This is a genomic window from Bacillus cereus group sp. MYBK95-2 (genome assembly GCF_051915225.1).
In the GTDB taxonomy this organism is placed as follows: domain Bacteria; phylum Bacillota; class Bacilli; order Bacillales; family Bacillaceae_G; genus Bacillus_A; species Bacillus_A cereus.
On record NZ_JBQAEH010000003.1, the window covers coordinates 173,170 to 199,300 of the forward strand.

Consider the following 26,131-nt stretch of genomic DNA (forward strand, 5'->3'; position numbering starts at 1 on the left):
AATAGAAATAAGAAAAGGAAGGTAGAGAAATCTAGCTTCCTTTTCATTTTGTGAATTATGGGATTAATAAAATCTTCCCTGTGCTTTTACGGCTCTCTAATAATTCATGAGCAAGAGCACCGTCTTGTAAAGAGAATGTAGTAGGATTTGAAATGTTTAATTTTCCAATTGCGATCCAATCGAATAATTGAGTAGATCGTTTTTTACGTTCTTCATAAGTGGTAAGCACGTTCCAAAGGTCTCCACCAGTTAAAGTTTTTGAAGTATCCATAAGCATACGCGGATCAACTGGCGCAGGATTACCACCAGCCATTCCGTAAAATACGACAGTACCGCCAATTTTAGTAGCGTTAAAACTTTCCCCTAATGTAGAACCTACTGATTCATACACAACATTTACTCCAGTTCCATTAGTCATTTCAAGTACTTTCATATGCCATGCTTCGGTATATAAAAATACGTGATCGGCACCAGCTAATGTAGCAATCTTTGCTTTTTCTTTTGATGATGTAAGACCAATTACTGTTCCGCCCTGTAGTTTAATCATTTGAATAAGAAGTTGACCGACGCCACCAGCTGCAGCGTGTACTAAAGCTATATCACCTTGTTTTAGTTGATAGCTATCGTGCGTTAAATAATGTGCAGTTAATCCTTGTAATAAGACAGAAGCGGCTGTTTCAAAAGAAATAGAATCTGGTAGTGGGATTACTTTTTCAGATGGAACGGCAACTAGTTCTGCATTTGCAAATGGGACGTCCGCAAATGCAATACGGTCTCCTAGGTTGATAGTAGTAACGTCAGCTCCTACTTTTTCAACAATTCCAGCTCCTTCATAACCTAATACATAAGGCGGATTGCCAGCAAGATGATAATCGCCGCGGCGTCTATAAATATCAGCGAAGTTTAATCCGATTGCTTTCGTGCGGACAAGAATTTCATTTGGACTTATGATTGGATCGTGTATTTCTTTATAGTGTAGAACATTAGCGTCTCCGAATGTTTCGAAACAAAGTGCTTTCATATGGAATACCTCCATTTATATTGTTTATAGATGTTCTTTATCATACAATACAAATATCAATAGACAAAGAGGATTATTTCGATGGAATCAATCGGAAATATCGATTGAAAAGAGGGATGATAAATGGAAATAAAACAGTTAATTACATTTAAAGTAGCGGCACATACTTTGAACTTTACACAAACTGCGAAGAAATTAAACTTTGCCCAATCGAGCGTTACAGCACAAATTAAAACATTAGAGGCTGAGCTCGGTACACCACTATTTGAGAGATTAGGGAAACGTCTTTTCTTAACTGAAGCAGGTAGGAAGTTTCAACTATATGCCGACAAGATGATTGCACTCAGTAACGAAGCGAAAATGGCTGTGAAAGATGATGAAGAAATAGCAGGTACGTTAATAATTGGTGCACAAGAAAGTCAATGTACATACAGACTGCCTTCTATATTAAAGAGGTTTAAAATACAATTCCCAAAAATAAAACTTATATTTAAACCAGCACATTCCAATAGAGATGCGAAGGAACAATTGATGGAGGGAAAAGTAGATCTTGCATTTATTTTGGATGAGTGTAAAACAGAAGATGTTTTACATGTGGAACCGCTTATGAAAGAAGAATTAAAAGTAGTAGCTGCTCCTACACATCGTTTACTTGAACAGACTACTGCTTCTATAAAAGATTTAGAGAGTGAAACACTGTTACTAACAGAATTAGGCTGCTCGTATCGGACTTTATTTGAAGAGCTATTTCGCTGGGAAGATGTATATCCAGCAAATAAAATTGAGTTTGTTAGTGTTGAAGCAATTAAACAATGTGTTATTGCAGATTTAGGCATAGCCGTTTTACCAGCAATAGTAGTAGAAAAAGATATACGAGAGGGGACGATAAAAGAGTTACATTTAGAAAATACAATCTCTCCGATTTATACGCAAATCGCTTGGCATAAAGACAAATGGATGACAGTGCCACTGCAGCAATTTATTGATGTAACGAGGGAGTTCTTTACAACGGATTAAGTGGAGAAATATTTATTTTATAAAAAGAAAAAATGGCAATTTTGTATAAAGAACTGATGCTTGCATGTAACAAGTATCGGTTCTTTTATGTTTGAAATAAAGGATGTCTTCAAATTTGTATTTCTCAACTTTTTTTCTTAAAAGGATAAGTAAATTTCTTTGTATATTCCAATAATCGTAAGGGAATTTACAACATTTATTCGTTTCTGTAAGATGCCTCTAGGAAGTGTGAAAGGAGGACTTACATAGCAGTATAGCTTGTCTTTTGTATACGTACTTATTGTGAGGAGGAATTTAAAATGTTTAAAAAGTTAATGAAAGTATGCGTGTTAAGTGTGGCAAGTATAGGTGTATTATTTAGTTTTCAAGGAAGTACATTTGCAGCTACTGATTTAAGTAGTTATTATGACGGGAAGAATCCAGCAACAACGAAAGTATACGGGGGAAGTACGACGTGTGATGCAGATGGATTTAATGCAAAATCTACAGATGTATATGAAGGTAGTAAAAAAGTAGGGACAGTGTATTTACGTTACAGTAATAAATGTCATGCAGCATGGGCTAAGTTTGTTTTAGATCAACCAGCACCAGCTGTTTCGGGAGGAGTGTACGCGTACGCTGTTGTGAATAAATACAAAAATGGTGTATTCCAAAAATCAGTTACTTCTAATCAGGGGAACGGCACAATAAAAACAGGTCAAACGAGCACTTATACAGGAATGGTATTTGATTTAACTGCTGATTTCGGATACACAGCAGATGCTGAAGCAGTTACGTTTAATAACGGTTACGGAAAAACAGCACGTTATTAATAAAGGAGTGAAATGATATGAAACTTTTAAAAAAGACGAGTGCATGTTTATTGCTATCTTTACTCATTGTAACTAGTATGTTTAGCACGACTAATAGCGATAAAGTATACGCAGAAGATCATTCATATGATGGGAAAAGTCCTTACTATAACAGCTGTGATCAATCCGCAGTAACGAAAGAAAAGAAGTGGATTGATTCAAATTCTTATGTAGAATTAAAATTTAGCACGACGTGTAAAACAGCGTGGGCAAAAGTTACTGTAACTCGCCTGGCAGTTTATAATAATGAAGCTGATGCAAGGATTGTTAGAAAAACAGATGGAAAGGCATACACTTGCGGAAGTGCTGGAGGAAATGGTGTTGTAAATAAAGGGCAAACATCATGCTATACACCAATGGTATATGATTTAGATCCAAGAAAGGCACAAGCACAAGGGAAACATGCAATTCCGAATAGTGATGCATATAATTATGCGGAGACTATTTGGTATTAATAAGATTATACATGTTTTAAGAGCTGTTATTTGATATAAAAATGAAAGAGCCTTACTGCATTTTATTGTGGTAAGGTTCTTTAAATTTGTTTAATAGATTAACTGTATCCATTTACAAAGGTCTCTCTATATAATCGCTTTTAAGTATGGCCATAATAATTTCATCTGAGTATGTATCGTTATAAAATAAAGATTGACGTAAGGTTCCTTCTTTTACAAAACCAACTTTTTCATAAGCTTTAATTCCGCGTAAATTATGGCTAAATACTTCTAACTGTAAACGATTTAATGATAGTTGTTCAAAAACAAATCTTAAAACTATTTTAATAGCTTCCGTTCCATAGCCTTGTCCTGTTAATGCTATTGAAAGCATTGATATTCTGAATCCTGCTCTTTTGTTCTCCTCATCGATATCTAAAATCGACAACTCTCCAATCATCTTGTCAGTACTTTGTAAACAAATAGCGAAATCATAGCGACTTGAATCATTATTTATATGATCTATATGTTTCGTAATTTGCTCCAATGAAAAAGTGGACTTAGTTCCAGTCATATATCTTATTTCATCATCCATTGTACTTTGTAATATAATAGGAGCATCTAGCTGACAAAGAGGCCTTAAATAAATTCTCTCGCTCTCTAATCTCATTATAATTTTCTCCTTTAGTTAGTAATTGAATGTATAAATACTTAACTTTCTTCAATGAGTTACATAAAAAGTATGAATCTTAATTCGATGTTACATGAATTTTATAATGGCATGGTATACCTAAAACAAATAATAAATGTTTTATACACAACAAAATGTATCAACGAGTTTTTTGATCATACTATTATTCTTGCTGCTCATTCCGCTTTTAAATGAACACGAATGTATTAACTAAGGTCTGTATCAGGAGGAGTATATCCAAGGTGACGAGCCATAGATACAATTTGTCCTTTATGGTGAAATTCATGCGTCTCCGTATGAGTTAAAAGCCATAGCGGAGTTGTGCTCCAAGGTTCTTTTTGCCATTTCACTTCATTTGCTATATTTTCGAGCCAACGGTCATTGTATTCATCTAAAAAACGTTGTACAGTCTCATCTACTAACTTAAATCTAGCGCGAACTTTTTCCACATCTGCATGCTCAATTTCGTAATCGCTAGCAAATGAAAAATCTGCTCTTTTTTGCTTGAATGCGAATGATCCAAGCCAGTATCGATAGCAATCGGCTACATGAATATGAGTCTTTATAATGCTACCGCTTCCGAAATTAGGAACTGTGCTATGTAATTTTTCTACTGGGATTTCTTCCAAAAACGAAAATAGAGTTTCTCTTGTAGAGCTAATAAGATTATATTGTTGTTTTAAAATATGTAACATGCAAGTACACTCCTCTTTTATTAACATAGTAAGTAATTCTATATTTACGAGGAGTGAACCTTTTTATTATTTTTAATAAGCATATTAGATGTATTTCTTATTTGTTTCTGATAGATTAAACAAGGTGAAACTTTAATAAGTTGAACATTCTTAGTTCATAATAAATTGTACATCAAGAAGGGGAACGATAAAATGAATAGACTAGTGGGTTTAAAACAATTTGAAATAACGCGCGGGGCGTTACTTAAATTTATGGAAACGTTAGATGATAAAACTGTGGATACGCAGCCAGAGGGTTTTAACAATACAATTCGTTGGCATATCGGTCACGTGTTAACAGCAGCAGAGACTTTCATGTTCGGAAGAGAATTTAAACAATTGCCAACTGAATATCCAGGTATGTTTGGATATGGATCAAGACCATCTAAATGGACGACAGAAGGACCATCGTTAGAAGTGTTAACGGCTCAATTAAAAGAACAAGCAAAACGTATTAACGAAATTCCAGCAGAAGCATTTGAAAATAAACTGCCAGAGCCATTCCTAGGATTGGAAACAGTAGGGGAGCTTTACGGTATGATGCTTTATCATGAAGCTGATCATATTGGGCAAATGAAGGCGATGGAACGTATTATTAAAGCTCTTTAGTCTTAATTGCATATAACAAGCAATACAGTTGTAATGTTAAATAATATATACAAAAAAGGTAGATAAATTATTATCTACCTTTTTTGTATAACTTCTTGAAGGATTAGAGAATTTTATAATTTTTTATGTTGTGATTATTAATTATAGTATTCCTAAATATGGAATATACGTATAATAATAGAGAAGAACTAGAAATAGGGGTGAATACTATGATTACATTAGAGCAAAAGTTGGAGCAATATAAACATACATATGTACAGTTAAAGGGAGAACTAAAATGGAAAACGAGTGATTCTCGAACAGGAATGATGATTGCTGCTATGTATGCAGGTAGTGATAAATTGTTTGATCTCGGACGTTTTTTAGAAATTAGTAGTTATATTAAGAATCAGGTAGGGATGTTTTCATACTTAAAGTCTTATCATCGTTTTGTAGTGGCCGCAACATTAGATATTCACTTTACAGATTACAAGGAAGCTTTTCGGAAGTTTTTAGATTTATATGAACAATTGGTCACTGGTGGCTTTAGCCGGAGTATATTTACTTATCTCGCAGCAGCTGTGCTTTTAACAGAAGAAAATGAACAGCATGGCGCGCACATTCAGCGTTCGATGCAAGTATATAAACGCATGAAAAAGGATCACCTCTTTCTTACAAGTACAAATGATTATCCGCTCGCAGTTTTATTAGCAGGACAATCAGAGCATGTAGAAACACTTATGGACCGAGTGGAACGTCTTTATCAGAAACTAGCGACAGCTGGTTTGCGTAAAGGGAATGATCTTCAATTTTTGAGTCATATTCTTTCACTAAAGAAGGATGTCAGGGAAGAACTATTAGTTGCAAAATGTACAAATATATGGAATTTGTTAAAGCAAGAAAAGGTAAAAGTAAAACAGATGCATTACCCAGCTATCGGGCTACTAGCGTTACTCGAGGACGGAGAAAAAGAGATTCATTCTATTCGAGCATTTATTGAAAAATTGCAGGGGGATAAATTGTTCCGTTGGCATACAGATACAACTATTCTTATTGCTATTCAACTGTTCGTAAGTCAGAAAGGTGAGGAAAGTAAAGCTACTAACACAGGTTTACAAACAATGATAGAAGTCCTCATACAAGCACAACAGGCAGCCATGATGGCAACGATTGCCGCTTCATCTGTAGCAACATCTTCTGCTAGTAGCAGTTCATAATGTGTAATTGCTTATACTCTTGTAAATTATAACTCCCTTGATAAGGACGGTTTAAAAAATATTACTAAAAACAGTTAGCTCATCACTCTCTAATGAGTGATGGGCTAACTGTTTTTACATAATCAGCATTATCTTTTTGATTCCTTCAAATGTTTGAGCTGCGTGACAATCATAATGCTAATAACAACGAGTAAAAACCATGAACTAATTTTGCTTAAGTGGACGAGATTCCATGCTTCCCGTTGATTTGGATATTGCCATGCTCCGAAAAATGTTGCGATGTTCTCTGCAATCCAAATGAAGAAACCGATAAGGAAAAAGGAGAGAACGAGTGGTATTTTATATGTAACGCCTCGTAATGAAAATTCCACAAATGTCCGAAAGAAAACGATGAATAGAAGTAAAGTTAAGAACCATCTAAAATCGTATAGAAAATGATGCGTGAAAAAATTGAAGTAAATCATTGCTCCTAATGGCACGGTAAAAATAGCTTTCGGCCAATAATGCATTTGTAAATGCAACCTTCTCCACGCTTGGCATATGTAACTTGCGACACTTGCGTACATAAAGCCGCTGTAAAGCGGAACTCCAAAAATCTTTGAATACGCCTCTTCAGGATAACTCCATGAACCGAAATGAACTTTATATATTTCTAGTAAAAGGCCGATGAGGTGAAAGGCAGTAATTACTTTTAATTCGTCTTTCGTCTCAAGTCCAGTCTTGTACATAATCCACTGCATAAGAAGACATGCGATGAGTATGAAATCATAGCGATATAACCCTGGAATAGAAACGATTTTTGAAAGGGCTAGTGTTAAGAAAATAACGACTGGGAATAAGCAAGATAATGCTTGCTCGTAAGTGAAGTGTAGTAGTTGTTTTATATAGAACATTGTGTCACCTTCGGTATTTTTATTTGAAAACTCAAAATAATGATTAAGTATACTACACTTTTAAAAATAAGCTAGTATTCTATTTTGCGTGTATTTGTAAGTTTTGGAAGGGAATTGTAATAAGTATTTTAATATTTAGCGAAGTGAAAAAATAGTTTGCTATTTAAAAAAAGTGGGGATATAATATCTAAATGAAAATGATAATTATTATCAATAATAATTATAAATAAAAAATAATTATAAAAAACAACTGAATATAAAGGATGAAATGAAACATGTTACATAAGTCTACTGTACATGCTGGTAATAACCGCTGGATACATATTAAGTTCATATGTTTCATGAGCTTAACAATTTTATGTTTAATTGGATCTATATTTTTAGCCATTTCATTTGGTGCAAAAGATATTCATTTACAAACGGTGTGGGCAGCGATTTTGAATTACGATCCGAAATTAACGCAGCACCAAATTATTTATGAATTAAGGCTCCCGAGAGTAATTGGTGCAGCAGTTGTAGGGGCAGCTTTTGCGGTTGCTGGTGCTGTTATGCAAGGTATAACACGAAATCCTTTAGCTGATGCAGGTGTACTCGGAATAAATGCAGGTGCGATGTTTGTAGTAGCACTTAGTTTTGCTTTTTTTCCGCATATGCCGTATTCCTATTTAATGATTGTTTCCTTTATTGGAGCAGTCTTAAGTACAGTACTTATTTTTGTTATTGGATCAGCAACATCAGGCGGGTTAACACCAATGAGGTTAACGATTGCTGGAGCGGTTATGGCAGCGCTTTTACATTCATTAAGTTCAGGTGTTGCGATTTATTATGATTTAAGCCAGGATTTAGCGTTTTGGTATGCTGGTGGTGTTGCAGGGGTTAAGTGGGAACACTTGAAATTTTTAGTTCCTATTATTCTTATAACGATTATTTTCGCGACAATGCTAGGGAAATCTATTTCACTCATATCAATGGGGGATGATGTTGCTATAAATTTAGGAGTGAAAACGAACCGAACGAGAATACTAGGGATGATTATAGTAGTTATTCTGGCAGGTGTTTCTGTTTCAGCTGTTGGTTCTATTGGATGTGTGGGACTAGTTATCCCACACATTGCTAGAAAATTAGTTGGTGTGAATTATAGACTCATTATTCCTATGTCAGCATTATTAGGAGCTATGTTATTAGTTGTAGCTGATTTAGGGGCAAGAACAGTAAATCCTCCTAAGGAACTTGCGATAGGGATTATGGTAGCTCTTGTTGGAGTTCCGTTCTTCCTCTATATAGCACGTAAAGTTGGGAGGGAGTTATAAGTGAAAGATCTTTTTAACACGGATAAAAAGAGAGCTATTACTGTAACTACAATCTTCGGATGTATAAGTATCGCTGTAATTTTAATTAGTTTAAATACAGGGACGCTGAGTATAGCACCACTTAGAGTAATTGAAACACTTTTGGGTTATGGTGATTTTGAGAGTGCAACCGTGCTATATGATTATCGTATGCCAAGAATAATAATCACGATGTTAGCCGGCATTGGTCTTGGTATTTCCGGTGCGATTTTGCAAGGGTTATCACGTAATGCACTTGCAGATCCTGGTATTTTAGGGTTGCATTCAGGTGCATCTTTCGGTCTTATCGTATTTGTTACTCTCTTTCATTCTATTAATGAGAGTGCATCCATTTTAATACCGTTATTTACATTTGGCGGAGGAGTATTAGCTGCATTTCTTATTATTTTACTTGCGAGTGATCGGTCAAAAGGTTTACTTCCCATTAGACTTATTCTCGTTGGTATTGCAGTTTCAGCTGGCTTTAGTGCAATTTCGCTATTTTTCTCTCTCAAGTTAAATGATGAGACGTATACATTCGCTTCTAGATGGCTAGTTGGTAACGTGTGGGGAAGGGATTGGATTCATGTCCTTGCATTATTACCATGGATTTTCATACTAACCCCTTATGCGTGGCTAAAATCTAAAACGTTAAATGCATTGTCACTAGGTGATAGTGTAGCAGCAGGACTTGGTGTTTCTGTTCAAAAAGAACGGTTATTACTTTTAGCTACAGCGGTTGGATTATCTTGCGCAAGTGTATCGATGGCAGGAGGAATTGGTTTTATCGGTTTAGTTGCTCCGCATATCGCAAGGAAGTTAGTAGGTACTACATATCAACACTTTCTTCCTTTAGCTGGCATTATCGGAATGATTATTTTAGTGCTAGCAGATACGATAGGTCGTTCTATATTTGAGCCAAACTCTATTCCAGCTGGTATAGTAGTGGCAACTTTAGGAGCACCGTATTTTCTTTATTTACTTACAAAAACAAAATAAATACTTCAAAGAGGAGAACATATGAAAAAGAAACTTACTATTTTATTTAGCATGATGTGTATTTTAGTATTAGCAGCATGTGGTCAAACGAAAGCTAATGAAGAGGCAACGAAAAAAACGGAAAAAAGTAATGACCCAAAAATTGCTTCAATGTCTATTCATTTAACGAATGATTTACTTGCATTAGGAATTACACCAGTAGGTTCTGTTATTGGTGGAGATTTAAAAGATTTCTTACCGCACGCTAAAGAGAAGTTGAAAGATACGAAGAAGCTTGGTGTTGTAACAGATCCGAATATGGAAGCGTTACTTCAATTAAAGCCAACTGACATTTATGTTGATGAAAAATATGCTGGTAAAGATGTAGCGAAATACGAAAAAATTGCAAAAACACATTCTTTCAATTTAGATGAAGGTACGTGGAGAGAGCATTTAAAACAAGTTGGTAAACTTGTAAACCGTGAGAAAGAAGCAGATAAATATATTCAAGATTACGAAGAGCAATCAAAACGAGTAAAAGGTTTAATAGATAAAGAGCTAGGTAATAACGAAAAAGTAATGGCAATTCGCGTTACTGCAAAAGAATTGCGTGTATTTAGTACGAAAAGACCGATGGGACCAATTTTATTCCAAGACCTAGGGTTACAACCTGCAAATGGTGTAGAGAAAATTGATGGAAACCGTCCTTTCGAAGTCATTTCACAAGAAGTATTACCTGACTTTGATGCAGATGCGATTTTCGTTGTTGTAAATAGAGATGACAAAGCAAAAGCAGCATTTAAACAACTTCAAGAAACACCAATTTGGAAAGACTTAAAAGCAGTTAAAGGCAAGCATGTATACATTATCAATGATCAACCATGGCTTGACTATTCTGCTTTAGGAAACAAAATGGCAATGGATGAAGCAGAGAAAATGTTTACGAAATAATATAGTTTTGTTATTAGGAAAGGCCCTCTAAATTTGGAGGGCCTTTCTATTATTGTTAGAATAAATGAAAAATTATACAATGAAGTTAATTCGATATGGAGGAGATGTGCCAATGTCAGCGCTTATTGTAAGTATCCCGTTTATGAAACAGTTTATGAAACGAGGGGGTAAATAGGCTGGAATAATTATCCCCGTTATTTAATAAAGGGGGAGTTTGAAATGACAATGAATCTTTTTCGAAATAAAACGATTAAATTATCAGCTATGAGAGAAACAGATGCTGAAGTAATGGCTATGTGGCAAGAAGATAGTGAGTATTTAAGAAATGTTGATACAGATGTAGCATTCCCGCAATCTTTAAATGAAATAGCAAGTGATGGGTTATTAAAAGGACGAAGATCGAATAGTGTTTCTTTCATGGTAAGGACAGTTCAAGAAGATCGCTTAATTGGTTTTGTGGCGATTCATGGTATAGAGTGGAATAACAGAACAGGTTTATTAGCCATTGGTATAGGAGATGTGAATGATAGAGGAAAAGGATATGGGAAAGAAGCAATACATCTTATTTTAAAGTATGCTTTCTATGAATTGAATTTACACCGCGTCGGTCTGGATGTAATTTCTTATAATAAAGCAGCCATTGCGTTGTATAAAAAGATAGGTTTTCAGATGGAAGGGTGTATGAGAGAAGCGGTTCAAAGAGATGGGAAGTGTTTTGATCGTATCATTATGGGGATATTGCGGGATGAATGGATAGGGTTGCAAGATTAGCGAATACATTCAATATTATATATGTAGTATGCAGGAGATATAATGATAATTGGCGAAAATTTACAGTGAACTGATTGAATTTATAAGGAGTTATGTAAAATGAATTTAGAAAAAGCAAAACCAGTAAATGAAGAGGTCGCTGAATTAAAGGAACTAATTAAAGAGTTACACGGAAGTGTACATCAACTGCAAAGCGAAGTGCAGCAACTAAGGCACGAAAGACCAGTTGTTGAAGTGAGAAAAGGTGTTCAATTATCACCAACAATTGTCGGACAAATTGGTGGTATGATTTTAGGTGGGTTAGCAATTATCGGTATATTTTGGTGATGAAAAAAGGTTTGCAGCACGATGCTGCAAACCTTTTGGATTTGACGATATAATTTCATGCAATACAACTTTTACATTAAATAACGTAAATATATATAAGCATGTGATAACAAGAGTGCAACAATAGTTAATGGTAAACCAATTTTTAAGAAGTCCATATAAGAGAAAGCATGTCCTTCACGTTTTGCAATACCAGCAACGACTACGTTTGCAGATGCTCCGATTAGCGTTCCATTTCCTCCTAAGCAAGCTCCAAGAGATAACGCCCACCATAGTACTTCGATTTGCGGAGAATCGACAGATAGTCCGAGTCCTGTAGCTAAGTCTTGAATAAGAGGAATCATCGTAGCGACAAAAGGGATGTTGTCGATTGTCGCAGATGCGATGCCAGATACCCATAAAATAAGTATAGCTGCGAATCCGATGTCACCGTTTGTTACGCCGATTACTTCTTTTGCAAGTGAAGAGATAAGTCCGATATCAATTAACCCGCCAACGAGAACGAATAGTCCGGCGAAGAAGAAAATGGTTACCCATTCAACGTGGGCAAATACATCTTCAATATCATGTTCTTTCACGCCGATTAACATAAGAAGTGTAGCGCCTGTCATCGCTATAACGGCAGCGTCTACATGAATAATCGAATGAAGTACGAAGCCTAAAATAGTTAGTCCTAAAATCGAAATAGATTTTAAAAGGAGGCTTTGATCCTTAATATAATCTTTTTCATTTAATGCCATTAGTTTTTCGATTTGTTCAGGTGTTGTTTTTAGTTTGTTACGGTACATGAAGTAAATAATGCCAAGTGTCACAATAGAAATAATAATTACGATTGGAGCTAAGTTAAGTAAAAAGGCGTTAAAGTCTAAATGCTTGTTTGCTGATCCAATCATAATATTAGGTGGATCACCGATTAATGTTGCTGTTCCGCCTATATTTGAAAACAGCACTTCTGAAATCAAATAAGGCACAGGATTTACTTTTAAAATACGTGTAATGGATAATGTAACAGGAACGATTAATAAAACAGTCGTTACATTGTCCAAAAATGCTGATCCGACAGCAGTTAATAGGGATAGTAATAATAAAATGCGAATCGGTTTTCCGCCAGCTGCTTTTGCCGCTTTAATGGCCACAAATTCAAAGACGCCTGATTGACTCGTAATATGTACGAGAATCATCATCCCAATTAAAAGGGTAATCGTTTCCCATTGAATATGTGATGTGAAAGCAGTATGTAAATCTACAACTCCAAAAATAATCATAATAGCAGCACCGAATAGTGCGATTACAGCACGATTCAATTTCTCAGAAATAATAAATCCGTACGTGATTAAAAATACGGCAATTGCAAAATAATATTGCCAATTTGCTACTTCATGTGCTGACTGTTCCAATCATGTCACCTTCTTTAAATTATGTATTCAATTGTCGAAATGTATCTCGCTGCAATAATACGGGATAAAATATATTGTAGCAAATTCAAAAAAGAAAGAAAACTATTTAACAAAGTGAAGGAAAAAATGTATTTTTTACATATCATATAAAAAATATAAAAAACACAGTGCAAATTATTAGGAAAAGTGAGCGTTGTCCTCTAATATAGAGATAGCAATTTACATTATTTTTGCGTAAAATGGTTTAAAGAGGTGAATTCCGATGGAAATAGTAAAAGATAGTTCTCTTATTCAAAATGAAATTGAACGTTTTGTAAATAAAGATGTATATATTCATTTAGAAACGACAAACGGAGCGTATGCATCACACATAAATGAAAAGATGATGACAGTTGGTGCTTTCATTCGAAATGCGATTATCCGTTTTGAACGCGGGAAGATAACTGGAACAAATCCATACCGAGTTGGTCTGAAAATGGATCACGGTTGGGTATATGCTGAAGGTATTACGCACTGGGAAGTAGACGATCAAGAGCGTTTATTATTAGCTGGACATGATAATTTAGGTCGTCTAGCAGTTGCACTTGAGTTAAGCTTAACACCATTTAAGTAAGAAGGAGGGAAACTTATGGAGAGACATGTACTTGTTGTATTTCCGCATCCAGATGATGAAGCATATGCTGCGGGAGGGACAATTCGCTTATTAACAGATCAAGGAGTACCTGTAACATATGCATGTGGTACTCTAGGACAAATGGGACGTAACATGGGTAAGAACGTATTCGCTAACCGTGAAACGATTCCACATATCCGTAAGAAAGAATTGAAAGATGCTTGTGAAGCGATGGGTATTAAAGATTTAAGAATGCTTGGCTTCCATGATAAAACGTTAGAATTTGAAGATGTTGATTTCGTTGCTGACAAAATTCAAGCAATCATTCAAGAAGTAAATCCATCTCGAATTATTACATTTTATCCAGAGCACGGTGTACATCCAGATCATAATGCATTTGGCCGCGCTGTCGTTCGCGCTGTATCACGTATGCCAAAAGAAGAGCGCCCAGTTATTCATGCTGTTGCGATTACGAAAAATCGTGAAGCAGTATTAGGAGAACCGGATGTTGTAAATAACATTAGTGAAGTATTTGATCATAAATTAACTGCATTAGGTGCGCACCGTTCACAAACAGAAGCAATGCTTGAAGACACGCATGCAAAAATAAAAAACAAAGATGCAGCAACATTAAAATGGCTGCAACTTGAACAGTTTTGGACTTATAAATGGGAGTAGGCTAGAAGGATATCTTCTAGTTGCTCTTACATAGAAAAAGCGCCGTCACTTGTGATGGCGCTTTTTCTTGTTGAAGACTATATATTTTTTAGGGTGCTTCAAAATTTTTAAATTAACGTGCAGTATAGCCTCCATCAACAAGAAGTGTTGTGCCGTTAACAAAACTAGCATCATCACTTGCTAAAAATAAGACAGCTTTAGCTACTTCTTCTGGTGTTCCAAGTCTGCCTTGTGGATGAAGTGAAGCTAAATATTCTTTCTGTTGAGGATTAACACTACCTAGTAAAGGGGTGTCAATATAACCAGGGCACACCGCGTTAATACGTATTCCATATTTAGCGTAGGCAGTACATAAATTTTGAGTTAATAGTTTCACACCACCTTTTGCAGAGGAGTATGCTGTTGGTGTAGGTAATGAAACAAAACTATGAATCGAACCAGCGTTAACGATGACACCACCTGTACCTTGTTTAAGAAATTGTTCAATCGAATATTTATCAGAAAGGAATACCCCAGACAAATTAATATCAATAGTTCTTTTCCACTTTTCATAGGATAATTCGTTTGCCGGTGCATCATCAGCAACGCCGGCATTGGCATACATAATATCTAATTTACCGTATGTACTTACTGTCTCATGAATTAGCTGTTTAATATCTGCCTCTTTTGTTACATCGGTTTTAATAAATAACGTATTATATCCATGTGCATTCAATTCATCTGATAGTTCTTTTCCACGTTCAGAAAAGTCAGCAATAACTACTTTTGCACCTTCTTCGATAAAAAGACGAACAGTAGATTCGCCAATTCCACTTGCACCACCAGTTATGATTGCTACTTTGTCTTTTAATTTCATATAAACCTCTCCATTCATTAATGAATTTAAGTCGAATTTTTAAATCTTGTTACTAAACTATTAACCTTAAATAGTAAGTAGATAGAAGAAAAAAGCTCGCGTTTACTTAATCGTGAGAGTGCTATTTTTTCTTTAGTGTACTTTTTGATACAGTTATGGACGAAAATATTAATTTGGTAAAGAGCTCTCGAACAGAGCGAGTAAGGATGTTGAAAAAGTAAAATAAACATTCAGTATTATTTGTAGGGTAAGGAACAAAGGGGAGAGATGCATAACGAAAACTACTACTCTAGTTAAATAGGAAAAAGCCTTGCAGGGGGGCAAGGCTTTAAACAGGGTATTAAAAATGATTGATTTATTAAGAATAACTTCTTCTTGTGAATAAACTAATTTTAGCATAATAACTCATATATATGTGTTACGAATTTGTGAATAAAAACTCAATGATAAAAGTATGAGTGAAAGGAAATAATGTATTTGAAATATGCATTATTACACAAAGTTAAGTTGAAATAGGGGATTTGTATATGTAATTTCTTTTTGCATTTAATTCTTTAGAACTGATTTTTAATAATGTATATGAGAAGCGTATATTTTGAATTATTTAATAGAATAATATATATTTATATTGATTTAATGATTTTAGTTTGTTAAAAATGGGGAAATCGATATGAAGGTTAAATTTGCCGTAATAAAAGATGAGAATTTTGATTGTAGTTTATTGGAAACAAAATTATTGAAAACTTTTAAAGAAGTAGATTGTGAAGCAGATATTGTAAAGGTTGAGGATGAAATTTTTGAAAACAATGATATACAAACGTATTTATCAGAAATAACCATTCATGTTACTGGAAAAAATATTGGATATAGATCCGTTTCAGCCAGTATATTTATTGTTCTAGAGAGTTTATCAATACAGCTATTTCGTATTCATATTAGTATACTTTAAACAGTTCAAAAAGTGGCTTCTTCAGAAAATCATACTGATTATATGGAGTTGTAAATATGAAAACAATAGAAATTATCGTAGGTGCTCCCGAATGTTGGATTGCACCTTGTTTGTTGTTAAATAAACAAGGGATTCCTTTTTTAATTTATCTTAACGCTGATTTATATAGAAGATAGGAAACATATGAATAATTCAATTAGATTGTACAAATAATTTGGTACGCGGATGTACGCAATGTATTCACAGGTAAGAGGGTTGTCTCATAATATATATAGATTTTTCTATTAAGATGAACAGAGGGTGTGAATATATGGAAGATGTTTACGCTAAAATTGACAGTCTCAAGGCGGAGCAAAAAGAAATTATGAGAGACATTCGTGCTTTAGAAACGCGTACTACTATTAATGAGAAAGATATAGCAACAATCAATAAGCAATTAGAAAAAATAAGTACAAACACAACTTGGATTTTGCGAATTATTATTAGTGCGATAATAATGTCAGTTTTAGGATTAATATTAAAAGGGATGATTTAAAAGAAAGAGGGGAGCTCCCTCTTTCTTTTATGTAAATGAGAAGCTATAAATTTTCCGTTTCCCCTTCATCTGCATACTTATCCTCTAAGGAAATTAATAGAGGGATTGATATAGTTACAAGAATGATTAAAGTAGTTATAAAAGATTTAGAAAGAGAAAAAGAACCTTCAATTAAAGGTGATAAAAACTTGAATGAAAGTATGCTTGTTATTAAGGAAATTACTAAAAAGCTCAAAAGAGATATATTTTTATTCTTTATAGATGTCTCTATAAAGTCTTTAACACAGGTTATTACGACAAATATAGTTAATATGATAAGAGAAACAAAATAATGTGTTAAATTCGTCATACTAATAGTAGGATCGTCTATTATGTAAGCAAGTAACTTAGATACTAATATTCCTCCAAACAATAAAATAATAAAAGCAAGTAATCCTTCCGATATATAAGTGCTGAAATTGCCTTTCTTGTTAAAGAGTTTATAGTTTAGAGTAGATTGGGTTATTTGAATTAGGAATAGGGTAATAATCCATACATAATATACAAATGGTAATTCTCCTGAGAATAGAGAAATTAGAAAGTTTACTACTGTCCTTAAAATTTCAATCATTACGAAAGGCCTCCAGTTTGTAAGCTTGTGACATTAAAATATGCTAGTCTATCGTTTAATAATTAAACTTATGAATTCAAACTATTTCTAATTATTCCATAAAAAGGTGACTGCATCAAGTTATCTTTTTAACAATCCTCCAAGGCCGAGCACTAGTAAAAGAAACGCAGTATGTAATATAATTGAAAAAGTATATTTAAAAATCGATGTTAATATTACCCTCCTATAAGTATTAACATACGTAATTGAGGTGTTTTCTTTGTTGTTTTATGAACGGATTTCTATAATGGCCCCTCCTGTTCCGTAGCTAAGGAAAGTCTTTTTATTTCTGAGATTTTCAAAGTTATAGGAGGGTATGAAAAATGAAAAAAGTCTCAGTACCATCACTTTTGTTAATGATTGTTCTTGTCGCATTTCCGCAAATTAGTGAAACGATTTACACACCGTCTTTACCAGACATTTCAAAGGCGTTACATGTAAGTAATAATGAGGTGCAGTTAACACTTAGTGTGTATTTTGCTGGTTTTGCGTTAGGTGTATTTTTTATTGGGTGGTTATCAGATATAATTGGTCGTCGCCGGGCGATGTTACTTGGAATTGTCGTATATGGCGCTGGGAGTTTCTTATGCTATATTGCAAGTTCCATTGAAGTTTTATTGATAAGTCGTTTTATTCAAGCGTTTGGAGCAAGTGCAGGATCCGTGGTTACACAAACGATTCTTCGGGAAAGTGTAGAAGGGCATAAGCGGCATGTTATGTTTGCTCAAATCTCGGCAGTCATTGCTTTTACACCAGCGATAGGACCGTTAATTGGTGGCTTTCTTGATCAAATGTTTGGATTTAAAATAGTATTTTTAAGTTTAGTAGTTATGAGTATCGGTATTTTTCTGTATACGTTTGTTTCTCTCCCTGAAACAAAAACGGTCTCAGTAACGAATAAAATAAATGTATTTTCAGTCTCGAAGAGGTTAATTACAAATCCGAAAGTGGTAACATATGGGCTGTTAATTGGAGGAGCAAATGGTGTTTTATTTAGCTATTATGCAGAAGCGCCGTTTATCTTTATTGAATATTTTCAATTATCGCCTAGTATGTATGGATTTCTAGGAATTGTTGTTGCATCTGCTTCTATTGTTGGAGCGAAAATTTCAAAACGTTTACTTGCTACTTATAAACCAGAGAAAATTATATATATCGGTTGTCTCGTAATGACAGGGGGAGCTATCCTTTTATCTGTTATTACGTTTATTGGATTAAATCCGAATGTAATATATATGGTTGTATTTTTAATAGCAATGTTTATATTGTTATTAGGGATTGGAGTAGCGTTACCTAACTGTTTAAGTTTAGCGTTAGTAGATTTTCAAGATGTCATTGGTACAGCAGGTGCATTGTTTAGTTTAGGGTACTATGTAATTGTAACGATGACAATTTTGGGAATGAGTCAGCTGCATACAGGCTCGTTACTAGTGATGCCACTTTATTTTCTGGTTATTGTAGTTATAATGGTAGTGTTTACTAGGGTATTTATCTTTGGTAAGCAAACTTCGAAATCGATTTAAATATGAAATTGTAAAAGAGTCTCATTTTTTAATGAGACTCTTTTATATTTTGGCTGGGGTAAAGAAGTTAGTAGTTTATTAATATATTAAATTTCTCATTGGTATATAAATCGAATGTGTGGGAAATTACGTTATTAACTATAAAGGTTGAAGTATTTGACATATGAAACCGAGGAAGATATACTTTCCTCGGTTATTTATATTGTAATAATATTCATGCCGGAATCATATTGAATAGATGTATTTTATTGTTAATTTAGTTAAAAATTAATCAGACTTATGTATAATAATTTATTGAAAAAATAATTGAATTTTTCAGATTAATGAATTAATATAAGGTAAGTAATTTTAAGATTTATAGAATATTGGAAGATGAAAGGTTTTGAGAATTTTATTAGGAGCGCAAAACGATTTTAGGATAGCTTTAAAGCTAGTGTAAAATGACGTTTGCTTCATCATTTTCAGGGCCGAAAGGAATTAGGGGAAAGCATCTTGTGTTAAAATGCGGCTATGAATCATCTAAGAGGGGGAAGTGAAGTGGCAAACAAAGAATTGAAAAGAGGTTTAGAAGCACGTCATATTCAAATGATTGCTTTAGGCGGAACGATTGGTGTTGGTTTGTTTATGGGGTCAGCCAGCACAATTAAATGGACAGGTCCGTCAGTAATGCTTGCTTATGCCATTGCAGGTATTTTTATCTTCTTCATCATGCGTGCCATGGGAGAAATGTTGTATATGGAGCCAAGTACAGGCTCATTTGCGACGTTCGGTCATAAGTATATTCACCCGTTAGCTGGTTATATGACAGCGTGGAGTAACTGGTTCCAGTGGGTTATCGTTGGGATGTCAGAAATTATCGCGGTTGGAGCATATATGCAATATTGGTTCCCGGATTTACCAGCTTGGATACCAGGTATAATCGCAATGGTTATTCTTGGTGCAGCTAACTTAATTTCAGTTAAGTCATTTGGTGAATTTGAATTTTGGTTTGCGATGATTAAAATCGTTACGATTCTATTAATGATTATTGCGGGATTTGGCCTTATTTTCTTTGGAATTGGTAACGGCGGAGAAGCGATTGGCATATCTAATCTTTGGTCAAATGGCGGTTTCTTTACAGGTGGTTTTTCAGGATTCTTCTTTGCATTATCACTTGTAGTTGGAGCGTATCAAGGTGTGGAATTAATCGGTATTACTGCTGGTGAAGCGAAGGATCCAAAGAAGACACTTACAAGAGCGATTCAAAGTACAATTTGGCGTATTTTAATTTTCTACATCGGTGCTATTTTCGTTATTGTAACTGTGTATCCGTGGGATCAATTAAGTACAATTGGTAGCCCGTTCGTAGCGACTTTTGCGAAAGTTGGTATTACGGCAGCAGCTGGACTTATTAACTTTGTTGTTATTACAGCAGCAATGTCTGGTTGTAATAGTGGTATTTATAGTGCTGGTCGTATGCTTTATACGTTAGGTGTAAATGGACAAGCACCGAAATATTTTACGAAACTTTCTGGAAATGGTGTACCTTTATTTGGTACAGTTGGCGTAATTATCGGTCTGGCGGTTGGTGTTGTTTTAAGTTACATCGCACCGAAAAACTTATTCGTATATGTATATAGTGCGAGTGTACTTCCTGGTATGGTACCATGGTTTGTCATTTTAATTAGTCAAATTAATTTTAGAAAAGAAAAGGGAGCAGAGATGAAAGATCATCCATTCAAAATGCCATTTGCTCCTGTAACAAACTATTTAACGATTGCCTTTTTAATTATGGTATTAATCGGAATGTGGTTTAACGATGATACTCGTATTTCATTAGTTGTAGGTATTATTTTCTTAGCTATCGTTACAATTAGTTTCTATGCTTTCGGAATAGGAAAGCGAGCTCCGTTAGACGTTCAAAATAATAAAGAGATTTCAAGTAAATAAAGAAAAGGCTGTTCATCTGGAACAGCCTTTTCTTATTGTTGCTATTTGTCGATAAATCGATATAGCTTAACGAATCGTTGATATAATTTGATTTATGATAGATATATTTGAAAAATCGTTGATATATTGTACGTTATGATAGATATATTCGAAAAATCGTTAATATAGTTTCACATACTATCTGTCACTATCATGATTAAAATCTCTCTAATACGATTTTCCCAATGGTGTGCCCGCTTTCAAGTAGTGCATGTGCTTTCTTTTAGTTTTCAGCGTTAATCGGTGTTAATGTTTCATTTTTATGTAAGCTGTACTGATAGTCTAGAAGGAGTTTATTTCTAAAAAGAAGAATTTTTTATTGTATTACTTTATCCCAAACTAAATGTAAAGGTGGATACATAATGACAGTAAAGAAGCTTTATTTCATCCCAGCAGGTCGTTGTATGTTAGATCATTCTTCTGTTAATGGTACACTCGCGCCGGGGAATTTATTGAACTTACCTGTATGGTGTTATCTTTTGGAGACAGAAGAGGGGCCTATTTTAGTAGATACAGGTATGCCAGAAAGTGCAGTTAATAATGAAGGGCTTTTTAACGGTACATTTGTTGAAGGACAGATTTTACCGAAAATGACTGAAGAAGATAGAATCGTGAATATATTAAAGCGTGTAGGGTATGAGCCGGACGACCTTTTATATATTATTAGTTCTCACTTACATTTTGATCATGCAGGAGGAAACGGTGCTTTTACAAATACACCGATTATTGTGCAGCGAACGGAATATGAGGCAGCACTTCATAGAGAAGAATATATGAAAGAATGTATATTACCGCATTTGAACTACAAAATTATTGAAGGGGATTATGAAGTGGTACCAGGTGTTCAATTATTGTATACGCCAGGTCATTCTCCAGGCCATCAGTCGCTATTCATTGAGACGGAGCAATCCGGCTCAGTTTTATTAACAATTGATGCATCGTACACGAAAGAGAATTTTGAAGATGAAGTGCCGTTCGCAGGATTTGATCCAGAATTAGCTTTATCTTCAATTAAACGTTTAAAAGGAGTTGTGGCGAAAGAGAAACCAATTGTTTTCTTTGGTCATGATATAGAGCAGGAAAAGGGTTGTAGAGTGTTCCCTGAGTATATATAGTGCAAAAAGTCATGAGTTCGCGTGCTCATGACTTTTTCGTTTAAATAATTTTTTTAAATAAATTATAAACTTTTTTTGAACTATCTTCGTTTAACTGATAGTACGTAAGGTTTACATCATCAGGAGTATCTTGCTGAGCAATCATCACTTCGCTGCTGTGATGATCAACTACCCATATGAAATATTTTTTATAAGTTCCATCCTCGAAAGTAATCCACATATCACAATCTATTAAGTCTGATCCTTCTTCATCTAATGTTAATTTACCTTTTTTTGCGGTATTCATACTGTTAATAAACGTTTTTAATTCATCTGTTTTTGTGAGAAAGATATCCTGTTTTGTTTTAATTGATTCGACATGTATATCTTTTATTTCCTGTTTACCTAAAAAAACAGAGGGCTCATTTGGATCTCGCGAGCTTGAAATAATAGTAGCTTTCTTTTTCGGCTTATTTGCAGTATAGAGATCTTGAATAGATTTTCCCGAGTTTATAAACCATGCAATTCCAGAAATAATTAATACGCTACCTAGCAATAAAATAATTTTTTTAATAGGATTTTCTCCTCTCTATTACTTCGTGTGAAGAGCTTTTCTATTAATATATGATAGGTAAGCGTAAAGTATTATAGTTGAACTTGGTTATGCTTCACAGTTTTTATCGGGCGATCTATGAGTAAATTGTAAGTGAGCCCAATTAATACGAAAATGCCACCGATAACTTTACCAATTGAGAGTTCATTTGTCAGGAAGAAATCAATAATAGTCCCCGCAAATAATTGTCCGATAAAGATGAGTAATGTTAAATAAAAGGCTGATATTTTAGGAGTAATATAGTTGGATAATGAAATAACGATAACTCCTACTAATCCGCCTAAGTATACGGCGATAGGAATAGATTGCAACTTATGAATAGGGATATACAATGAATCTGAACTGAAAATTAAAAATAACATAGAGAAAAATAATCCAGTAATATAATTGAAAAACGTGCCTTCCCAGTTTCCAATTTCCTTTGCTAAATTCGCGTTAATAATTCTAGCAACAACGATAGAAACACCAGCTAAAATAGCGATCGTAATATATAACATTTTCTTGCCCCCATTAATAAATTGTCATGATTATAATTCCAGAAGAGATGAAACATAATCCAATTAGTTTTTTCTTTTCAAACTTTGCAACTTTCATTCCTAATAAGCCGAAATGATCAATAACGATGGAAGCAATAGATTGACCGAGTAAACTTAATGCGATCGTAATAGAAGCACCAAGGACGGAGAAACTTATATTGTTAAAAAGAACAGTGAATACTCCAATCGCTCCAGCGCTATATAAAAAAAGTGGAATACTTTTATCGAAACGAATTTTATTTTTGTTTATGATTAAAATGAAGATAACTGCAATTAAACCGACAAGGTGAATGACCACGCTTGCTGTGTACTTGCCAATTAACTCAGATAAAATTCCATTCAATGGAAGCATAACGGCGATGAGCACACCAATAAAGACAGAAAGAAAGTTATACAATGTAATATCCCCTTTGTATTTCATATTTGTAATGACTGTATCATGCTGAAATTGTGTATTGTTATGACATATGTCATAGTGGAAGAAGAAAATTTTGATTACAATGGGGATGAGTTGTAAAGGTGGGGAACTATGAAGAAAGTATGTAATTCTATTAAATTAGCAGAGTATATGAAGAAAAATAATATTGATTCATTTTTTAGTCATGATATGAAGCCATATATGAAACTTATATTTTTTAAAAAGAATGAGTTTATTTGTAGAGAAAATGAAGAGATAGATTATTTATTTTTCTTCGTTGAAGGAAAAGCGAAAGCGTTTAATACATTAAGTAACGGGAAATCTGTATTATTATGCTTTTATGATAGCTTGCAGCTGTTAGGAGATGTGGAGTTAATTCATTCTCAAAAGACAACTTCAAACGTACAAGTGATGGCAGATTCATATTGTGTTGGTTTGCCTTTAGGGAAAGTGAGAAATCAACTATTTAATGATGCGAAATTTTTACGATGTATTTGCGGATCGTTAGCGCATAAGTTAAATCGGCTTTCAAAAAATAGTACAATTAATTTACTATATCCTCTTGAAAATAGACTTGCGAGTTACATGTTAGCAGCAGGAGAACGGGCAGTACAGCACGGAAATAGAATTGTATTTAGTGGGAATTTAACGGAAACAGCGGAATTGTTAGGAACGAGCTATCGGCATTTGTTGCGCACATTAAATGTTTTTTGTGATAAAGAGATAATAAAGAAGAATGATGGTTGTTTTGAAGTAGTAAACGTGGAAGTTTTGAGAGAATTGGCAGCAGATGTTTATAAATAGGAGGAGAGTATAAATGATAACACCTATATTTAGAATTTTTGATATTGAAAAAGCAAAACTATTTTACTTAGGTTTTTTAGGATTTAAACTGGATTGGGAACATCGGTATGAGGAAAATATGCCATTATATTTGCAAATTTCGTTACAGGATGCTGTGATACATTTATCAGAACATCATGGTGATGCCTCACCAGGTGGTGCGATTCGGATCAAAATAGATGATGTAAAGGATTATCATTCTGTAGTATTAAGTAAAGAATATGCTTATTCGAAGCCGAATATAGAAAAAACACCTTGGGGTACAATTGAATTAACCGTAATTGATCCGTTTTCAAATAGAATTACACTATACGAGGAAAAATTGTAGAAATGGAATGAAGAGTAGTTCATAGAGCAGTGAACTGCTCTTTTTTATTTTGAGTAGATATTGAATCATATAAAAAGAAAATGTTATGATTATGGAAACGTATGAATATATGAACAAGTATTCATGCGTTTAAGAAGAGGAGGGATTAGAATGAAAGATCTAATTATTATTGGGGCGGGTCAAGCTGGATTAACAATGGGATATTACTTGAAGCAAGAAGGGCATAATTTTTTATTACTTGAGGCAGGAAAACGAGTTGGTGATTCATGGAGAAATCGATATGATTCTTTGCAGCTTTTTACCCCAAGGTCTTACAGTAGCTTGCCGGGTATGGCGTTAATAGGTGAAAAAAATGAATTTCCATATAAAGATGAAATTGCAACTTATTTAGAAGAATATGCAAGACATTTTCAATTACCGGTACAATTACAAACGGAAGTTCTAAAAATAAAGAAAGAAAAAGAAATATTTGAATTACATACTCCTACAGAAATTTTACAAACGAAAAAAGTTATTATCGCATCAGGTGCTTTTCAGCAACCGTTTATTCCCTCAGTTTCAGCAAATCTATCATCACATATTTTTCAAATACATTCATCACAATATAAATCACCATCACAAATTCCTAAGGGAAAAGTACTAGTAGTAGGTGGTGGGAATTCAGGAATGCAAATTGCAGTAGAACTGGCAAAGACTCATGAAGTTACGGTGTCTATTAGTCATCCTTTAACGTTTTTACCGTTACAACTTTTTGGAAAAAGTATTTTTAATCTGCTAGAAAAAGTGGGTTTATTGTACGCTGAAATAAATACAAAGAGGGGAAGATGGTTTCAGAAGAGAAAGGACCCTATTTTCGGTTTTGAAGGTAAGAAACTTATTCGTAATGGAGCAATCAAACTGCAAGAAAAAGTAGTAAGTGCATCAGGAAATAACATTATGTTTCAGAATGGTGATACTTATAGTGCAGAAAGCATTATATGGTCAACTGGTTTTGTTCAAAATTATAATTGGATTGAAATTGAACAGGCAGTGAATGAGAAAGGATTTCCTAATCATATAAAGGGAATCAGTCCAGTAAAAGGATTGTATTATATCGGTTTACCATGGCAATCTCAAAGGGGTTCCGCACTTATTTGTGGTGTAGGAAAGGATGCAGAGTATGTACTTTCTGAAATCAAAAAAATAGATCAGTAGCAATAACTACTGATCATCCATATGTACATGAATTAGGAGAGGTCAAACATTTATTAACTTTATTATAATAGATTTTCATAGGATTAAAAACTGAAAATTCAAATTTAATGTTGAGAAAGTTTTTTGTATCGAAATA

The 26,131-nt window shown here is 34.2% G+C and carries 30 protein-coding genes; 20 read left to right on the forward strand and 10 right to left on the reverse strand.

Annotated features, from left to right (window positions below):
• Positions 1–55: 55 nt before the first annotated feature.
• Positions 56–1,021: a quinone oxidoreductase family protein gene (locus tag ACTFN4_RS12240; RefSeq protein WP_439962357.1), complete on the reverse strand. Its 966-nt coding sequence runs from the start codon at positions 1,019–1,021 to the stop codon at positions 56–58.
• A 123-nt stretch (positions 1,022–1,144) separates the two neighbouring features.
• Between ACTFN4_RS12240 and ACTFN4_RS12245 the strand changes: the two genes are divergently transcribed.
• From ACTFN4_RS12245 to ACTFN4_RS12255, 3 genes are all read left to right on the forward strand, one after another.
• Positions 1,145–2,038, forward strand: coding sequence for a LysR family transcriptional regulator (locus ACTFN4_RS12245; RefSeq protein ID WP_211477733.1), 894 nt, complete (start codon positions 1,145–1,147; stop codon positions 2,036–2,038).
• 299 nt (positions 2,039–2,337) lie between these two features.
• A complete protein-coding gene (locus ACTFN4_RS12250) occupies positions 2,338–2,850 on the forward strand; it encodes a YjfA family protein (protein WP_439962358.1) in 513 nt (170 codons plus the stop codon).
• A 17-nt stretch (positions 2,851–2,867) separates the two neighbouring features.
• Complete coding sequence (locus ACTFN4_RS12255) at positions 2,868–3,344, forward strand: DUF2690 domain-containing protein (RefSeq protein ID WP_000771156.1); 477 nt, start codon at positions 2,868–2,870, stop codon at positions 3,342–3,344.
• Between the two features lie 112 nt (positions 3,345–3,456).
• On the opposite strand, the gene ACTFN4_RS12260 is transcribed toward ACTFN4_RS12255, so the two are convergent.
• The gene (locus ACTFN4_RS12260) at positions 3,457–3,993 is read right to left on the reverse strand and encodes a GNAT family N-acetyltransferase (RefSeq protein ID WP_001235433.1); all 537 of its coding nucleotides are present in this window, start codon (positions 3,991–3,993) and stop codon (positions 3,457–3,459) included.
• 227 nt (positions 3,994–4,220) lie between these two features.
• Positions 4,221–4,709, reverse strand: a complete 489-nt coding sequence (locus ACTFN4_RS12265) for a DinB family protein (protein ID WP_000902404.1) — start codon at positions 4,707–4,709, stop codon at positions 4,221–4,223.
• A gap of 192 nt (positions 4,710–4,901) precedes the next feature.
• Here ACTFN4_RS12265 and ACTFN4_RS12270 point away from each other — a divergent pair, with 192 nt between their 5' ends.
• Positions 4,902–5,357: a DinB family protein gene (locus ACTFN4_RS12270; RefSeq protein ID WP_001081123.1), complete on the forward strand. Its 456-nt coding sequence runs from the start codon at positions 4,902–4,904 to the stop codon at positions 5,355–5,357.
• A 158-nt stretch (positions 5,358–5,515) separates the two neighbouring features.
• Entirely contained in the window at positions 5,516–6,553 is a 1,038-nt protein-coding gene (locus ACTFN4_RS12275) for a DUF4003 domain-containing protein (RefSeq protein ID WP_002041575.1), read from the forward strand.
• A gap of 128 nt (positions 6,554–6,681) precedes the next feature.
• Here ACTFN4_RS12275 and ACTFN4_RS12280 read toward each other — a convergent pair whose 3' ends face one another.
• Positions 6,682–7,446: a DUF817 domain-containing protein gene (locus tag ACTFN4_RS12280; RefSeq protein WP_259591625.1), complete on the reverse strand. Its 765-nt coding sequence runs from the start codon at positions 7,444–7,446 to the stop codon at positions 6,682–6,684.
• A gap of 275 nt (positions 7,447–7,721) precedes the next feature.
• On the opposite strand from ACTFN4_RS12280, the gene ACTFN4_RS12285 reads away from it, so the two are divergent.
• The 5 genes from ACTFN4_RS12285 to ACTFN4_RS12305 all read left to right on the forward strand — a co-directional run bounded on the left by ACTFN4_RS12285 (position 7,722) and on the right by ACTFN4_RS12305 (position 11,801).
• Positions 7,722–8,756 carry a FecCD family ABC transporter permease gene (locus ACTFN4_RS12285; protein WP_439962359.1) on the forward strand — a complete coding sequence of 345 codons (1,035 nt, stop codon included), beginning with the start codon at positions 7,722–7,724 and terminating at the stop codon, positions 8,754–8,756.
• A complete protein-coding gene (locus tag ACTFN4_RS12290; RefSeq protein ID WP_017656308.1) occupies positions 8,757–9,773 on the forward strand; it encodes a FecCD family ABC transporter permease in 1,017 nt (338 codons plus the stop codon). It begins immediately after the preceding gene.
• A 21-nt stretch (positions 9,774–9,794) separates the two neighbouring features.
• Complete coding sequence (locus ACTFN4_RS12295) at positions 9,795–10,703, forward strand: iron-hydroxamate ABC transporter substrate-binding protein (RefSeq protein ID WP_000728218.1); 909 nt, start codon at positions 9,795–9,797, stop codon at positions 10,701–10,703.
• 219 nt (positions 10,704–10,922) lie between these two features.
• Positions 10,923–11,474: a GNAT family N-acetyltransferase gene (locus ACTFN4_RS12300; RefSeq protein WP_439962360.1), complete on the forward strand. Its 552-nt coding sequence runs from the start codon at positions 10,923–10,925 to the stop codon at positions 11,472–11,474.
• 99 nt (positions 11,475–11,573) lie between these two features.
• Entirely contained in the window at positions 11,574–11,801 is a 228-nt protein-coding gene (locus ACTFN4_RS12305; protein ID WP_001047304.1) for a hypothetical protein, read from the forward strand.
• Between the two features lie 71 nt (positions 11,802–11,872).
• Here the strand turns inward: ACTFN4_RS12305 and ACTFN4_RS12310 are convergent, their stop codons facing one another.
• On the reverse strand, positions 11,873–13,198 hold the full coding sequence (locus ACTFN4_RS12310) for an ArsB/NhaD family transporter (protein ID WP_000437988.1): 1,326 nt from the start codon (positions 13,196–13,198) through the stop codon (positions 11,873–11,875).
• Between the two features lie 262 nt (positions 13,199–13,460).
• Between ACTFN4_RS12310 and ACTFN4_RS12315 the strand changes: the two genes are divergently transcribed.
• Positions 13,461–13,811: a YojF family protein gene (locus ACTFN4_RS12315; protein WP_000407045.1), complete on the forward strand. Its 351-nt coding sequence runs from the start codon at positions 13,461–13,463 to the stop codon at positions 13,809–13,811.
• Positions 13,812–13,826: 15 nt separating this feature from the next.
• A complete protein-coding gene (gene bshB2 / locus ACTFN4_RS12320; protein ID WP_000439485.1) occupies positions 13,827–14,489 on the forward strand; it encodes a bacillithiol biosynthesis deacetylase BshB2 in 663 nt (220 codons plus the stop codon).
• Positions 14,490–14,601: 112 nt separating this feature from the next.
• Here bshB2 and ACTFN4_RS12325 read toward each other — a convergent pair whose 3' ends face one another.
• Positions 14,602–15,345 (reverse strand): SDR family NAD(P)-dependent oxidoreductase, encoded by a 744-nt coding sequence (locus ACTFN4_RS12325; RefSeq protein ID WP_000768018.1) that lies wholly within the window; start codon positions 15,343–15,345, stop codon positions 14,602–14,604.
• A gap of 670 nt (positions 15,346–16,015) precedes the next feature.
• Here ACTFN4_RS12325 and ACTFN4_RS12330 point away from each other — a divergent pair.
• Positions 16,016–16,294 (forward strand): hypothetical protein, encoded by a 279-nt coding sequence (locus ACTFN4_RS12330; protein WP_000865005.1) that lies wholly within the window; start codon positions 16,016–16,018, stop codon positions 16,292–16,294.
• A 310-nt stretch (positions 16,295–16,604) separates the two neighbouring features.
• Positions 16,605–16,829, forward strand: a complete 225-nt coding sequence (locus tag ACTFN4_RS12335; RefSeq protein ID WP_000390461.1) for a hemolysin XhlA family protein — start codon at positions 16,605–16,607, stop codon at positions 16,827–16,829.
• A 43-nt stretch (positions 16,830–16,872) separates the two neighbouring features.
• On the opposite strand, the gene ACTFN4_RS12340 is transcribed toward ACTFN4_RS12335, so the two are convergent.
• Entirely contained in the window at positions 16,873–17,439 is a 567-nt protein-coding gene (locus ACTFN4_RS12340; protein WP_000570045.1) for a DUF5823 family protein, read from the reverse strand.
• Between the two features lie 362 nt (positions 17,440–17,801).
• On the opposite strand from ACTFN4_RS12340, the gene ACTFN4_RS12345 reads away from it, so the two are divergent.
• The 3 genes from ACTFN4_RS12345 (at position 17,802) to aiiA (ending at position 22,084) form a co-directional block, all read left to right on the forward strand.
• Positions 17,802–19,001 (forward strand): multidrug effflux MFS transporter, encoded by a 1,200-nt coding sequence (locus ACTFN4_RS12345; RefSeq protein ID WP_000758017.1) that lies wholly within the window; start codon positions 17,802–17,804, stop codon positions 18,999–19,001.
• A 537-nt stretch (positions 19,002–19,538) separates the two neighbouring features.
• Positions 19,539–20,930, forward strand: a complete 1,392-nt coding sequence (locus ACTFN4_RS12350; RefSeq protein ID WP_001284404.1) for an amino acid permease — start codon at positions 19,539–19,541, stop codon at positions 20,928–20,930.
• Positions 20,931–21,331: 401 nt separating this feature from the next.
• Positions 21,332–22,084, forward strand: coding sequence for a quorum-quenching N-acyl homoserine lactonase AiiA (aiiA, locus tag ACTFN4_RS12355; protein ID WP_000216574.1), 753 nt, complete (start codon positions 21,332–21,334; stop codon positions 22,082–22,084).
• 40 nt (positions 22,085–22,124) lie between these two features.
• Here aiiA and ACTFN4_RS12360 read toward each other — a convergent pair whose 3' ends face one another.
• The 3 genes from ACTFN4_RS12360 to ACTFN4_RS12370 all read right to left on the reverse strand — a co-directional run bounded on the left by ACTFN4_RS12360 (position 22,125) and on the right by ACTFN4_RS12370 (position 23,633).
• Complete coding sequence (locus tag ACTFN4_RS12360) at positions 22,125–22,619, reverse strand: hypothetical protein (RefSeq protein ID WP_000901702.1); 495 nt, start codon at positions 22,617–22,619, stop codon at positions 22,125–22,127.
• A gap of 89 nt (positions 22,620–22,708) precedes the next feature.
• The gene (locus tag ACTFN4_RS12365) at positions 22,709–23,173 is read right to left on the reverse strand and encodes a DMT family transporter (protein ID WP_000965811.1); all 465 of its coding nucleotides are present in this window, start codon (positions 23,171–23,173) and stop codon (positions 22,709–22,711) included.
• Between the two features lie 13 nt (positions 23,174–23,186).
• Positions 23,187–23,633, reverse strand: coding sequence for a DMT family transporter (locus ACTFN4_RS12370; RefSeq protein ID WP_002039063.1), 447 nt, complete (start codon positions 23,631–23,633; stop codon positions 23,187–23,189).
• 108 nt (positions 23,634–23,741) lie between these two features.
• Here ACTFN4_RS12370 and yeiL point away from each other — a divergent pair, with 108 nt between their 5' ends.
• From yeiL to ACTFN4_RS12385, 3 genes are all read left to right on the forward strand, one after another.
• A complete protein-coding gene (yeiL, locus tag ACTFN4_RS12375) occupies positions 23,742–24,434 on the forward strand; it encodes a transcriptional regulator YeiL (protein WP_000754835.1) in 693 nt (230 codons plus the stop codon).
• Positions 24,435–24,447: 13 nt separating this feature from the next.
• Positions 24,448–24,801 carry a glyoxalase superfamily protein gene (locus ACTFN4_RS12380; RefSeq protein WP_000632406.1) on the forward strand — a complete coding sequence of 118 codons (354 nt, stop codon included), beginning with the start codon at positions 24,448–24,450 and terminating at the stop codon, positions 24,799–24,801.
• 150 nt (positions 24,802–24,951) lie between these two features.
• Positions 24,952–25,995 carry a flavin-containing monooxygenase gene (locus ACTFN4_RS12385; protein WP_059303561.1) on the forward strand — a complete coding sequence of 348 codons (1,044 nt, stop codon included), beginning with the start codon at positions 24,952–24,954 and terminating at the stop codon, positions 25,993–25,995.
• The last annotated feature ends 136 nt before the right edge of the window (positions 25,996–26,131 follow it).